Genomic DNA, 14,071 nt, shown 5'->3' on the forward strand with positions numbered 1-14,071 from the left:
AGCACAGTCTTTCATGCCACGTTCAAATCATGTCAATTGAAAAATTTACTTTAGAAAAAGTGCTTTCGGTTCATCGTTGGACCAACACCTTGTTTAGCTTCACCATGACCCGTCCTGCGCATTTTAAATTTACCGCAGGACAGTTTGCACGTATCGGGTTAAAAGTGGGCGATGAATTGGTGGTACGTGCTTATTCGGTGGTGTCATCACCCTTTGATGAAACATTGGAGTTTTTCTCAATTGTCGTGCCAGATGGTGCGTTTACTTCTAACTTGCAGCACCTTCAAGTGGGCGATGAGCTGTACTTGGAAAAAATTCCGTATGGTTTTTTGACTTTGGCGCGTTATCAATTGCCTGCGCCACACGATTTATGGTTACTGGCCACAGGTACAGGTCTTGCACCGTTTTTATCCATGCTGCAAGATTTTGAAACATGGACAAAATATCAACATATTTATTTGGTTTATAGCGTGCGTACCGAAGCTGAATTGGCTTATGTCGATAAAATTCACGAGATTGCCGAAACTTTTGGCGAAGGGCATACAGGCTTTAAATTTATCCCAATTATCACCCGTGACCCTCAGGCTGCTTTGCATGATCGTTTGCCTGTATTAATTGCAAATGGTGAACTTGAACAGGCTGCGGGTAGTGTACTCAACCCTGAAACCAGCCATGTGATGTTATGCGGTAACCCTGCCATGGTCGATGACACCAAAGAAGCCTTAAAAGCGCGTGGTTTAAGCATGAACCGCCGCGGGGAAGGTAATATTGCAGTTGAAAATTATTGGTGAGGATGTGATACAACTATTCAAATATCAACTGTTCAAATATATAGCCAGCGCAGGGCTGATGTTTATAGTCGCACAAACCGTACAGGCTGAAACGGTGGAAACTCAGGTTGCTGTGCAAGATCACGTACTCATTTATGATGGACCACTTAGCCCTGAAGCCAACGCACGTGCAGCGGAATTACTTAAACAGTCAGATAAAATTGATACCTTAAAAATCAACAGTCGGGGTGGCGAGATCGGCTTAGGTATTGATTTGGGCAATTTGGTCTTTGACCATCAACTTAATGTAGAAGTTGCGCAGTATTGCTTTTCTTCTTGTGCCAATTATGTGTTTCCTGCGGGCAAAGTAAAATATTTAAACTTGCGTAGTCAGTTGGGTTGGCATGGTGGCAGTTTGCAAAAAATGCAATTTGAAAGTGCCGAAATGGAACAAATGTATAATGAATATATTGGCCCAATCCGTGCAAAGGAAACCGTTTTTTTTCAGAAAATTAAAGTTCAGCAAAGCTCAACCATTGCAGGGCAGACTCCTGAATATGAGAAGTATCAAGACTGTGTCGGTTGGCGTTATACATCTAAGAAAATGCGCAGTTTTGGCATAGATCAGGTGCGTTTTAAGCAGGTTTTGTGGCTGCCTAAATCGAGTTTTGAAAATAAATGTATTTTCACAATTCGCTAAAAATTGGTTGTTGAGGTGATCTTCACCATTCATATAAAAACCTCATCTACAACGCTGCAGATGAGGTTTTTGCTTGGTGCGATTCAATTTTGAAAGCAACTTTTGAACGCAATGCTTGAAAGTGACTCTTCAAAGAAATTAGTGCACAAACATATCCATATATTCGCGGATTTCCTGAATCGCGCTATCGACATCGCTACTTAGCCAAGTCGGTTCAAAAAAACCTGCATAATGCTCTAAGCGCTCTTGAGGAACCACCAAACGCACAGGACATTCTTCTTCAAGTAAGCGCCACGGTAAAATTGGCACTTCATTATCCAGAAATGCAGCAATGTTGCGAATATCAATGATCATGGCATTCACACAATCTGGAAATGGCATGACCGAAAATTCTTCGGTACGACGACGGAAATATTCCAAATCGCCCCATTTGAGCAGATAGCTGGGCTTGCTAAATTCAATAATACCAATGAGATGCCCATCACGGGTATAGTGCAAGGCACATTGATGAGTGACGTCAGTGTCAAGATCAAGCGATACACTTTGTTGACGATACGCCATAAAGTTCAAAGTACACAAAAAAACGGTACGTGATTATAGCGCATTTCCCCGTGAGAGGCAGCTTTGTCGATATTGGGCAACATAGGTGGTACTTGAGGTATATTACATCTTTTCACCATCTTGCTATGTATTGTCACACAATAAGCGTGAGGAGCTTGTTAGTATGAAAATTCATCAGATAAATACATAAGTGAGGGGAACATGCCGCATGATTTCAATAAACCACCTCATGTAAACTCAGCTGAAGACATTAAGCGAAAAAAACGTATTCCAGTCTATATGCTTCTACTGGTGGGAATCTTTTTATTGGCATTGCTGATTTACATGATGGCGGATCGCAAACCGAGTGCAAGCGAAGCACCTCCTGGACATCCTAATCCAACCGTAGAACAAGCAACGCCAAATAGCACGACAACGGGCACAGCTGGAGATGAAGCACGTGCAGAGGACAGTAATACTGCAACAGCAACAGATCGGTAGCTTAGCCTAAGCGTCAAAAAATCGTATTTACAAATTCAGCCTTGCCTAGATGCAGGGCTTTTTTGTGGATTTTCGCAAGGTTTATTATCCCTCCTTTGTAGAATTGTTGCGATTCTGCATCCCAAGGTTGAATAAAAAATATGCAAATTCTATGGTGGGTAGAGCTTTACTCAATAATTTGAATCGATAAAAAGCAGTTTTGCGCTGTAGTGCAAACCTAAAAATGAAGCTAATCACCATGAGGATTAAACAAGATGAATGATTATTTTAATGGGAACCTACATGGCAGAGCTTTTGATGCCATGTATTATTGGGAGCAATTTCAACCCATTTTAGCTGCAGTCGCAATTTTACTTGTCGGGTGGGTGATTGCATTATTGGTTGCGGGTGGAATTAAAAAGGTTCTACAAAAATTAGGTACCGATCAAAAATTATCAAATGCAACGGGGCATCGTTCAAATATTGAAGTGATTGTGTCGCGGGTCGTGTTTTGGGTGATTTTAATTATTGCGGTCATTGGTGCGCTGAATGTGTTGAATCTGACCAGTGTCAGTGGGCCATTCAGTAATATGATTCAGCAGTTCTTACTGTTTATTCCTTCTTTACTGGCTGCTGTAGCCGTTGCTTTTATTGGGTGGATTTTGGCAAATCTGGTCAAAGTGGGGATGCAAAAACTGTTGGCACGTACCCAGTTGGATGAAAAACTCAGTGCCGATGTGGGTGTGAGTGGCTTAAGTCAAAATATCAGTGAAATTGTTTATTGGCTGATTTTATTGCTGTTCTTGCCAATTGTGCTGTCAATTTTAGGCTTAAACGGTCTGTTGTTCCCTGTGCAAAACATGGTGAATGAAGTTGTGCTGTATTTACCGAACATCTTCATTGCAGGCGTGATTGTTTTTGTCGGATACATTCTGGCAAAAATTGTTCGTGGCATTGTCGAAGGTTTATTAGGCAGCCTGAATATTCAACAGCATGCTGAAAAAGTTGGCATTTTTAAAAATTCAAATTTACCTAAATTACTCGGTTCGTTTGTTTTCGCCTTGGTGATCATCACCGCCTTGATTATTGGTTTTGAGGCACTTGGAATTGAAGCCATTTCGCAGCCTGCGACAGCCATGCTGTATGAAATTATGAATGCGATCCCGCATATTATTGCGGCAGGTCTGATTCTTATTTTGGCTTATGTGGTGTCGCGTTTTGTAGCCAATATTGTGGTGGAAGTGGTTGCAGGTACAGGAGTCGATGATATTCCTGCCAAACTCGACTTACAGCGCTTTTTAGGTACGACTAAAATTTCATGTGTAGTCGGTTATCTGATTGTATTCTTTACCATGCTATTTGCGGTATCTGAAGCGGCGAACCGTTTGGGCTTTGATCAAGTCAGCGGCTTGATTGCCATGTTTATCCAATTTGGTGCAGATATCCTGTTGGGTGCTGTCATTTTGGTGGTGGGTTTCTGGCTCGCGAATTTGGTCGCCAAAGTGGTACAGCGCGGTGAATATAACAGCTCACGTTGGTTGGCAAACTTAGTCCGTATTTTAATTATGGGTTTGGTGGTAGCCATGGGCTTACGCGCGATGGGTATTGCCGACTCGATTGTGAACTTGGCCTTTGGTTTAACTCTCGGTTCTGTTGCAGTGGCTTTCGCACTTGCCTTTGGTTTAGGTGGTCGCCAACCTGCAGAGCGTGTGTTAACTGATTTGATTGATAAAGCCAAATGTGAGGCGAATCAACCGAATCCTTTGCACAAAACAGAAACGGCAACGTCGTCAGCATCAAGTGTGATGACGCCTATCGTAACTGAGCAGCCACAAGCGTCTGTAAGTGATGTGACTACAACACCTGAAGCGGCAACTGATCATGCTGTGCCAGATACGTTAAAGGTTGATCCTGAACATCCACCAGTCAATAACCCATTTGGTTCGACAGGTGAGGCTGAACCAGATGTTGATGAACATCCAAAAAATGACCCGAAATAACCTGTTCAAATTTTGATTTGAATCGCTAAGATGATCGACCAATCACCGTATTGGTCGATTTCTTTTCGGTATTCATTAAAAAAGAAACGATAATGTCCAAATCAGCACCCGATAAGTTTTTTGCCCCAATCGTGATTGCTGGCATCACCATCGGCTTTTTTGTTGCAGCCTATAAATTTGTTTTTGCCAAGCCAGAAGCCACCGCAAAACCAACTGAAAATGTTGAGAAAAATCATCCAAAAGAGGATAGACCAAGCTCTTAAATTATGTTAAAAATTAATCAACTTTGGCAGGAATGAGCCAAAGACTGATTTGGATAAATCAGATCAATAACTTGGAAAGCTTGATGAGGGTTTAAGGGAAAAATAAAAAACTTGGGTTTTAACCAAGCTGAAATATTTGAGTCTTAAAATTCGCGCAAGGATGACAATAATGAGAGAAATCAATATGCTAAACAAATTACGTATCAGTTTAAAAGTTCAAGTGGCAAATTCGTTACCTATGCATCAACAAAATGCTGTGCTTAAAATGCAGCAAACTGAATCACGTTTGGCAAATACGCCAAAATTGGTATTATTTCGTACCGATTATTTAGAATAAAATAACAGGATTCACGTATTGCTAAGTCTTTATAGTGCGTGACGGTGTTAAAGAAAAAGCCAGTTTAGAAAAACTGGCTTTTGTCATTTTGCAATTTGATTAGCAAGATCAATATTGCTCTGTTTAGACTGGAGGCATTCCTAGTTCATACCTTATTCGCATGTCATTTGGAAGCTAGCTTAAACGTACTCCGATGCCGCATGTGCAGATGACCACGCCCATTGGAAATTATAGCCGCCCAAATGTCCTGTTACATCTAAGACTTCTCCGACAAAATACAAGCCTTTTTGTTTTTTACTTTCCATGGTTTTAGAGGAAACTTCTTGGGTATCGACTCCGCCTAAAGTGACTTCGGCAGTACGATAACCTTCTGTGCCCGATGGTTTGACTTCAAAGGCATTTAAACGTGCTGCAATATGTTCTAGCTTGTCATCACTAATATTGCCAACTGCAGTTTCAGAAAGCTCTGGCCAAATTAGTTGCTGTAACTCTACTACTACACTTTTTGGCAAATGTTCACTGAGCAAGGTGCGCAGTAAGACTTTAGGACTTTTTTGCTTTTTATTTTTAAAAAAGTCATAGAGTTCTAAGTAAGGAAAAAAGTTAATTTTAAAATTTTCTCCGACATCCCAATAATTAGAAAGTTGTAAGGCACTTGGCCCACTTAAACCACGATGGGTAAATAGCAGTGCTTCGGTAAAACTATTCAATGAATTTGATAAAGTCACATCCACCGCATTGCCGCTTAAACGTGTAGTGATTTCTTTAAAGCTGTCTGAGAAGGTAAAAGGCACTAAACCTGCGCGGGTCGGGTAAACACGATGACCAAACTGTTTGGCAATTTCATAACCGATGCCTGAACCACCAAGGGTAGGAATAGATAAACCACCTGTGGCGACGACCACAGCACTTGCTTGGAAATACCCTAAAGTCGTTGCAATTTGGAAACTATAATCATCTAGGGCATTCACAGCTTTGACTTCACAATTGGTTTGAATATCGACCAAATTGGTTTTTTCACATTCGGCTAAGAGCATGGCTAAAATTTCTTTAGCGCCGTTTAAAGTGAATAATTGCCCGTGTTTACGTTCTTCATATTCAATGCCGTATTCGCAGACCAAACCAATAAAATCCCAGTTGGTATAACGGGTGAGTGCAGAAATCACAAAGTGTGGATTATGTGAAATGTAGTGGTTAGGTTCGACCTCTAAATTGGTGAAATTACATTTACCACCACCAGACATTAGAATTTTTTTGCCCACTTTATTGGCTTTTTCTACCACCAAAACTTTACGACCACGTTGTGCTGCCATGTAAGCAGTCATCAGCCCCGATGCACCCGCACCTAAAACAACAACATCAACCTGATGAACCATGAGTATTACTCGGTAGACGAAAAGCGAGCAATTATAAAAGATTTGTGGGGGTTTTAATATGCTTTAAGCTTTCCTTGCAAGCCACCTGTATGAATGGCCAGGATTCGAGTGTGGGCAGGGAAATGATTGTGCTGGATTAAATCAAGAAGTCCCATCATCATTTTACCTGTATAAATGTGTTCGAGTGGAATTTGATATTTTTGCTCAAAATTTTGAATAAATTTCAATAATTCAGGTGTAGTTTTGGCATAGCCGCCACCACAATAGGCATCGGTTAAAGACCAATTGCTTTTATCGGTCCATTGTTGAATGTCCTGTTTGAGAAAATCACCTTTCAAGGCTGAAAACCCTAAAACTTGCTGTTGTTCCGAGCTACTTTCAATGATGCCCACAATTGTTCCACCAGTACCCACAGCACAACAAATTACGTCATAATTTTCTAAATCATCAGGGGAGAGGATTTCCTGTGTCCCTTGAATGGCAAGGGAATTGCTTCCACCCTCTGGAATAATAAAGGCTTGAGGATATTGCTGTTGAAGTTGTTGTAAATATTCCACTTCATGGCGCAGACGATATTCGGCTCGGCTGACAAAATGCAGTTGCATGCCAAAATCTTGCGCTGTTTGTAGGGTAGGATTTAAGTCTTGGGTCGCAAGTTCTTGACCACGAATGATGCCAATACTTTGAAAGCCAAAGCGTTGAGCTGCATAAGCCGTTGCTGCAATATGATTGGAAAATGCACCGCCAAAAGTGAGGACTTGAGAAAAACCTTGCTGTTGTGCTGCCAAGAGGTTGTATTTAAGTTTAAAAAACTTGTTGCCCGAAATCTGGGGATGAATCTGATCAAGGCGTTTGATGGTTAGTTGAACAGGCTGGGGAAGTTCTAATGTTTGATAAGGGGTAGGAAAAGCAATGTGATCAAACATTTTTTGCGAACGAGAAATGAATTTGACCACATTGTAAATGTATTTGATTGAGAATGTCAGTGTTGGTTTATGAGTCGGTATCCACCGACGTGATCACCGACATACCAGGGCTTAGATTTTCGATCCCTTTTTAATTCGGATCAATGGTGATACGTACCGCTATACGTTGAACGACTTTGGTAAAATTTCCTGTGGGATTGTCAGGTTTAAGTACACTGAACTCTGAACCCGCAGCGGGGGAAATCTGTTCCACATGGCCTGGTTCATTGAGCAATGTCCAAACAATAGGTATCGCTATTCCACGATAGACGATGGCTAACATCAAGATATTGATATCTCGTTTTCCCCATTTCCAGTTGGTTCTATCCAAAGTTAATTGGACTTTATCGAATAAAAATATATTGAAAATTAACTGAGAAATTTGACGATAATCGAAATACTGATCTGCAAAGAAGCGTTGTATACATCGATAAAAATGATTGTGGTAAGCACGTGATGGGTAAGGCTTTAAATGCAGAAGAAAGATTACATGTCTGTTTTACAATTAATGCCAGCATAATCAGTGTAAAACATTTTACATGTGACTTGTTCAACTTTAGATATTTGTTTAAGATGAGATGTAACTCATTGAAATGTATCATCATATTCGTCGTCAGAAAACAAGTATTATGCCATTATTTCAATGAGTTATCTTTTTTTGTCGTGTACAAAGATCGTTTTATCAAAGTAAGTTGAATAACCATAGGGCAGCAATTTACCCTATGGCTTTTTAAAATTTAATGAAAAACTGCTTCCAAAGCATTTAAGCCAACTTTAGGATCGAGTAAACCATTGTAAATCTCTGGAATTTCACGTTCGACACCTAAGAGCTGATAAATGGCAATCATGGCACAACGTACGGAATATTCCACAGTGAAAACCACATCATCTTCAAGCTCTACGAATTGACCTAAGAAAGCAAAGTTGACTGCATTTTCTGGAATGACCAATGGGCGATCACCTGCTTTACGACATGCAAATAGGGCAGAGGCATAAGGCATCATTACTGTGGTAATGTCAGTATGTGCCAACACATGATCCAAAATGTCATCGAAACCAAGTTGATGAATCAACTCAATTAAAATTTCTTGACCCGTCGCTTCACTCATCGGTTTTTTAATGTAATCGCCGATATGGTTAATTTCAAAACCATAACCCCATAAGGTGAATTTACCTTCTGGTAAGTCAGCAAAATGCGGTTGAGCTGGAACGACCACAGATAGATGCCAACCAGATTCAAACCAAGTCATGAGTGCACCTGTACCCGGTTCATTTCCTGTGTAATCAATAATCCGTTTTAGCAGCACATCATCATGCATGGTGAGCGTAAAGGATTTCCATTTATGCTCATCAATGTTGCCATAGAAGGTCATTGGACGACCAAAATCAGGAGCTTTTTGAGCCAATGTTTCCCACAAACGCCAGCCATGATCTTGTCGATCACGAATCAGCTCAGGAACATCGAATTTATCGCCATAACGTGAATCAGCCGTAATCGAACCTAAAGTAAAGAGCGCAAGATCATGCTCACCCAGTTGAATTTGTTCAGTGCCTTCTGGAATGTTGACATAAAGTTGGGTTGCCTTACGTTCCTTCGTTTGGGCATCTTCGACAAAGTCTGCATCTGTGACATAACTACCGAAACGAACATCAACGCCTTGTTCCACCAACCAGCGTTGTAGAGGATGAATCATTGAATCATATTGATTGTATTTAGTTCGTTTCACACCTGCTAAGGTATGGATGCGTGGTAATTCTTGAATGAAACGTAGAAAATAACGGCGTAATTCCGCTGCGCTATGCCATTTTTGAAAGGCAAACGTGGTTCGCCACATCCGCCAAAAATTACTTTGGAAAAATGCATCATCAAAAAATTCATCAATACGGCGACTACCGATACGATCTTCTTTTAATGCCAGTAGACGTAACATTTGAGCACGGTTGAGCGTTGATAATCCCAATTTTTGAGCTTCTGCAATAATATGATTTGAGTCGATCAAACGTGCTTGAGCATTGGTTTTAACTTGTTCGTTAAATTCACGACATTCTTCGCGAACAGAAATGTCTGGATTTTCTAAAGATGGGATGCTTGAAAATAAATCCCAAGTACACAAATAAGTCTCATCAGTTAGCATACGTCCACCACGTGTGACCCATGCTTGGTTCGGATTAAGCGGATTATGTCCACCATCCATCGAACCACCAGAAACATTCAATTCTTCTAAAATATGGATATGTTCGGCTGGCACTTTAGCGTCACGAATCGCAAAAGCAGCAGCAGCCATACCAGCTATGCCTCCACCTACAATCCAAAGATGTGATTTAGAGCGGTCTAATGTTTTCAGTCTTTTATTTTGCATCTGATGTGCCTCGGTTGTAGTTCTAAAGAAAATTAAAGCCATAATTTTATTATGGGATTATATGTTTTAAAAATATATGAAAGTTCTGCTAAAAATCGATGATAAATTATTATCAGAAAAAAACTTTAATAGAAAAAATGGATGCACAATAAAATTTTACTGTTCATATGCTATGTTTTAACTGTTTGATATTGAAATTAAATTGAGTTTTTACTCTATTTTTGGTTTTTTTAATAAATATCAAATTGCTTGAAAAATCCTTAAATTTATAAACATAAATCAAAAAAATTATATCTTCTATTATGGTTTTTTAAGTAAAATAAATAATTGAAAATTATTCTAATCTTGAGGTCTATCTTGGAATCATTATTGATTTTAGGCTCTATTGCTTTGGCATTAATGTTGGGGGCAATTAGTCCTGGGCCTACCTTTATTTATGTGGCAAAAAATTCGATAGCCATTTCACGTAAGCATGGTTTATTTACGGCTTTAGGCACGGGTACGGGTGCCGCAATTTTTGGTTTATTGGCGGTGATGGGGTTGCAGGCTATTTTATTGGCAGTGCCTTCAGCATATTTTCTGCTTAAAATTTGTGGTGGTTTATATTTGTTGTTTTTGGCTTATAAAATTGTGAAGCATGCCAAAGCGCCTATTCAAACCAATCTTGCACATGGACAGCAAATGTCACTGCGCCGTGCGTTTACTACAGGTTTAATTACGCAGTTATCTAACCCTAAAATTGCAATTGTCTTGGCGAGTATTTTTACGGCTTTGTTGCCTAAAGAAATTCCGAACTATTTTTATGTGGTGCTGCCAATTCTGTGTTTTTTTATTGATGCAGGTTGGTGTTCATTGGTTGCAGTGGCTTTGTCTGCAGAAAAACCGCGTCAGGCTTATATTAAGTTTAAGGCTATTTTTGACCGTGCAGCAGGGGCGGTCATGACAGTATTGGGATTAAAGTTAATTTTTGGGATGAAGTGATTTATTTGTGTAGATACCTATGCCTTTTGGGAGAAGATTGGGATGAGGGTATTCTAATAATTAAAATGTTTGCCTTACTTTTAAAGGATCAAAAGTAACAAAAATCCTTTGTTCGTTAGAGGGCACGTCCGTGTGCCTAACGAACAGGCTACATCCATGTCACCTTTCTGTGCGTTAGTACTTAAATCAATATTCATCCTCTTCGAATTTGATAGATGGAAAGTAATGTTTAGGGTCATATCCGTCACAATATTCAAATGGAATATTTTTAATAAAATCATATTTATTTATAAAATTATTTTGGAGCCATTTTTTTCCAAAACGCGATAAAACATTGAAAAAAAGGATATAAAGCTCAGGGTTTGAAAGTTGAGCACGGTAAATTTTTATTAACTCGTATTTTTCAAAATCACTTAGGATTGTTGATTCATCTACTATTTTTATAGCATTATACATATTTCTAAAATAAGAGCTTAAATGAGTTTGATTGGTTTTCAATAAGCAGCCTCTAAAATCCTTTTCCATTAACCTTTTCTGAATTTTAATAACTAATTCTTCATTAAATCCATTATACCTTGATAGTTTATTTACTATAAATGTCGTCCAACTTCCCTCTATACCAAAGTAAAAAATAACGTATGAGATATCTAATATTTGTGATTTATTGAGTTGGAGATTTTCTTGTACAGAAATTTCTTGAATCGTTTCTAAAATTCGTTTGAACTGAATTTTGAAGGTTACAAAAGCCTTTTTCCCTTCTTTTGGTGGGTGTTGCGGATTGGTATTGGGTAAAGAAATATTTATCAAATGTTGGTTGTGATAATCAATCATTTTAAAAAAATTAGACTTTAAATTATTTTTCTGTGCTTCATCTTTTTGATTAATAATTGTATAAATCAAGAGGAATATGCTTGATGCACTTAAGAGAGTACCTATAACTCCTCCATACAAATTACCTAAAGAAGCTCCTAAATTTGGATCAATCAAGGAGGTTACTCCAATTTGAAAAGCTTTGTTGGTAAAAATAAAATAGGTAGCTAGCAAACTAATAATTATCAAGACTATTGGTAGAACTAAGCAAAAAAACTTTATCCATCTATTCATTATTTATAACTATAAAAAAACCCCACTAAAATATAGCAGGGCTTTTTATCAGTGTCTAAAAATTAAGACACTTTATCACCCGGTTTTGCGCCAGATTCAGGTGAAATCACCCAAACACCTTCGCCATTACCCGCAGCAAGTACCATACCGTTAGAAATACCAAAACGCATTTTACGAGGTGCAAGGTTAGCCACCATCACCACCAATTTGCCTTTTAAATCTTCTGGTTGATAAAATTCACGAATACCACTAAACACATTACGTGGCTCAGCTTCACCTACATTTAAAGTTAATTGAAGCAGTTTGTCTGAACCTTCAACGGTTGCAGCCTCTAAAACTTCTGCAACACGTAAATCAATTTTGACAAAGTCATCAATGGTGATAATTTCCGCTTCACCGACTTTAGGTTCTGCTTTTTTCTCTTTGGCTTTTTCTTTTTTCTTTTCCGTTTTTGGTGCTTCAGCAGGTGCGGCTAAAGAATCTTTAGATGCATCTACCATTGCAGCTACCGCTTTCGGATCAACACGTTGCATGAGTGGTTGGAACAACGCAATTTCATGACCGACTAAAACAGTTTTACGTGATTCAAAGTTAAAGCTATCTAACTGTAAGAAGGCTTGAACTTGTTCAGCCAAGGTTGGCAGTACAGGCGCAAGATAAATCGCCAATTGACGGAATAGGTTAATCCCTACAGAACATACGTCATGAACTTGCTGTTCTTCGCCTTCAATTTTGGCTAAAGCCCAAGGCTTTTTCTCATCAATATATTGGTTGGCGCGGTCAGCAAGCGCCATAATTTCACGAATTGCCGCAGAGAATTCACGCTCTTCGTATGCTTTGGCAATCGAGTCACCTGCAGCAATAAAGCTTTGTACTAACTCAGGTTCAGCGCAGTTTGCACTTAATTTGTTATCAAATTTAGTGTTGATGAATTTGGCACAACGACTGGCAATATTCACCACTTTACCTACAAGATCAGAGTTTACTTTCTGCACAAAATCATCCAGATTTAAGTCAGAGTCTTCAACTTTATCAGACAGTTTTGATGCAAAGTAATAGCGTAAATATTCAGGATTTAAATGCTGTAAATACGTTTCTGCTTTAATAAATGTGCCGCGAGATTTCGACATTTTTTGACCATTTACAGTCAAGAAACCATTTACAAATAAACCTGTAGGCGTGCGATAACCTGCACCATCTAACATTGCAGGCCAGAATAATGCGTGGAAATATACGATGTCTTTACCAATGAAGTGGTAGACTTCTTTGTCTGAATCTTTTTTCCAGTAATCGTCAAAATTCAGGTTAGGGCGTTTGGTTTTTATGTAGTTTTCAAAACTCGACATATAACCAATTGGCGCATCAACCCAGACATAGAAATATTTATTTGGTGCGTCTGGAATTTCAAAACCAAAATATGGTGCATCACGTGAAATATCCCAGTCATTCAAGCCATTTTCAAACCATTCATCTAATTTGTTGGCGATCGAAACTGGCAAACGACCTTCATCGCGTGTCCATTTTTGCAAATATTCGCCAAAATTAGGCAATTTAAAGAAGTAATGATCTGATGATTTTTCTACTGGCGTTGCACCGCTCAAAGTCGATTTTGGATTAATCAGCTCAGTCGCATTATAGGTTGTGCCGCAAACTTCGCAAGAATCGCCGTATTGATCTTCCGCTTTACATTTTGGGCAAGTGCCTTTAATAAAACGATCTGATAAGAACATGCCTTTTTCAGGGTCAAATAATTGCGTGACGGGACGAACAGCAATATTGCCTGCATCACGGTTTTTGACATAAATTTCGCTGGCACGTGCGCGGTTGGTGTCGCTATGCGTTGAATCATAATGATCAAAATGCACACCAAAACCGTCAAAATCGCGAATGTGTTCTTGTTGCACATTGGCAATTTGCTGTTCAGGGCTAATCCCGTTGGCTTCGGCACGCAGCATGATTGCTGTACCATGCGCATCATCCGCACAGACATAAGTCACGTCATGTCCCATTGCACGCATGGCGCGAACCCAGATATCTGCCTGGATATAACCGAGTAAGTGACCCATATGGATCGGACCATTGGCGTATGGTAGGGCGTTAGTGACTAAAATTTGACGCACGGATATAACTCTCTCAAATAGGGACGATGCAATTCGGGCAATTTTACCTTAGATAGCACATAGATGCACAAGGGA

Annotated in this window: 13 protein-coding genes and 2 pseudogenes; 7 read left to right on the plus strand and 8 right to left on the minus strand. The window is 39.4% G+C overall.

Features of this window, described 5'->3' with window-relative positions:
- Positions 1–29: 29 nt before the first annotated feature.
- Positions 30–791, plus strand: a complete 762-nt coding sequence (locus FTV52_RS02040; RefSeq protein ID WP_179989666.1) for a ferredoxin--NADP reductase — start codon at positions 30–32, stop codon at positions 789–791.
- Positions 792–795: 4 nt separating this feature from the next.
- Complete coding sequence (locus FTV52_RS02045) at positions 796–1,470, plus strand: hypothetical protein (protein WP_179989668.1); 675 nt, start codon at positions 796–798, stop codon at positions 1,468–1,470.
- A 138-nt stretch (positions 1,471–1,608) separates the two neighbouring features.
- Here FTV52_RS02045 and FTV52_RS02050 read toward each other — a convergent pair whose 3' ends face one another.
- Positions 1,609–2,031 carry a hypothetical protein gene (locus FTV52_RS02050; protein WP_004975486.1) on the minus strand — a complete coding sequence of 141 codons (423 nt, stop codon included), beginning with the start codon at positions 2,029–2,031 and terminating at the stop codon, positions 1,609–1,611.
- 201 nt (positions 2,032–2,232) lie between these two features.
- Between FTV52_RS02050 and FTV52_RS02055 the strand changes: the two genes are divergently transcribed.
- The 4 genes from FTV52_RS02055 to FTV52_RS02070 all read left to right on the plus strand — a co-directional run bounded on the left by FTV52_RS02055 (position 2,233) and on the right by FTV52_RS02070 (position 5,090).
- Positions 2,233–2,511 (plus strand): hypothetical protein, encoded by a 279-nt coding sequence (locus tag FTV52_RS02055; RefSeq protein ID WP_179989669.1) that lies wholly within the window; start codon positions 2,233–2,235, stop codon positions 2,509–2,511.
- Between the two features lie 254 nt (positions 2,512–2,765).
- Positions 2,766–4,490: a mechanosensitive ion channel gene (locus FTV52_RS02060; protein ID WP_179989671.1), complete on the plus strand. Its 1,725-nt coding sequence runs from the start codon at positions 2,766–2,768 to the stop codon at positions 4,488–4,490.
- A 92-nt stretch (positions 4,491–4,582) separates the two neighbouring features.
- On the plus strand, positions 4,583–4,753 hold the full coding sequence (locus FTV52_RS02065; RefSeq protein WP_004975491.1) for a hypothetical protein: 171 nt from the start codon (positions 4,583–4,585) through the stop codon (positions 4,751–4,753).
- Between the two features lie 169 nt (positions 4,754–4,922).
- A complete protein-coding gene (locus tag FTV52_RS02070) occupies positions 4,923–5,090 on the plus strand; it encodes a hypothetical protein (RefSeq protein ID WP_004975492.1) in 168 nt (55 codons plus the stop codon).
- Between the two features lie 179 nt (positions 5,091–5,269).
- On the opposite strand, the gene FTV52_RS02075 is transcribed toward FTV52_RS02070, so the two are convergent.
- The 5 genes and pseudogenes from FTV52_RS02075 to FTV52_RS02090 form a co-directional block, all read right to left on the minus strand.
- Positions 5,270–6,466, minus strand: a complete 1,197-nt coding sequence (locus FTV52_RS02075) for an NAD(P)/FAD-dependent oxidoreductase (RefSeq protein ID WP_179989673.1) — start codon at positions 6,464–6,466, stop codon at positions 5,270–5,272.
- 53 nt (positions 6,467–6,519) lie between these two features.
- Positions 6,520–7,392 (minus strand): 1-aminocyclopropane-1-carboxylate deaminase/D-cysteine desulfhydrase, encoded by an 873-nt coding sequence (locus FTV52_RS02080; protein WP_131261522.1) that lies wholly within the window; start codon positions 7,390–7,392, stop codon positions 6,520–6,522.
- A 67-nt stretch (positions 7,393–7,459) separates the two neighbouring features.
- Positions 7,460–7,651, minus strand: a pseudogene (locus tag FTV52_RS02085) (HlyD family secretion protein); the annotation flags it as partial.
- Positions 7,646–8,033, minus strand: a pseudogene (locus FTV52_RS14615) (IS4 family transposase); the annotation flags it as partial. The pseudogenes FTV52_RS02085 and FTV52_RS14615, both read right to left, overlap by 6 nt.
- Before the next feature lie 135 nt (positions 8,034–8,168).
- Positions 8,169–9,791, minus strand: coding sequence for an oleate hydratase (locus FTV52_RS02090; protein ID WP_179989675.1), 1,623 nt, complete (start codon positions 9,789–9,791; stop codon positions 8,169–8,171).
- A 357-nt stretch (positions 9,792–10,148) separates the two neighbouring features.
- Between FTV52_RS02090 and FTV52_RS02095 the strand changes: the two genes are divergently transcribed.
- Complete coding sequence (locus FTV52_RS02095) at positions 10,149–10,772, plus strand: LysE family translocator (protein WP_096901823.1); 624 nt, start codon at positions 10,149–10,151, stop codon at positions 10,770–10,772.
- 186 nt (positions 10,773–10,958) lie between these two features.
- Here FTV52_RS02095 and FTV52_RS02100 read toward each other — a convergent pair whose 3' ends face one another.
- Complete coding sequence (locus FTV52_RS02100) at positions 10,959–11,759, minus strand: putative phage abortive infection protein (RefSeq protein WP_228278934.1); 801 nt, start codon at positions 11,757–11,759, stop codon at positions 10,959–10,961.
- A gap of 179 nt (positions 11,760–11,938) precedes the next feature.
- Entirely contained in the window at positions 11,939–13,996 is a 2,058-nt protein-coding gene (gene metG, locus FTV52_RS02105) for a methionine--tRNA ligase (protein WP_179989678.1), read from the minus strand.
- Positions 13,997–14,071: the final 75 nt, after the last annotated feature.

The organism is Acinetobacter sp. YH1901141 (assembly GCF_013416935.1).
Taxonomy (GTDB): domain Bacteria; phylum Pseudomonadota; class Gammaproteobacteria; order Pseudomonadales; family Moraxellaceae; genus Acinetobacter; species Acinetobacter towneri.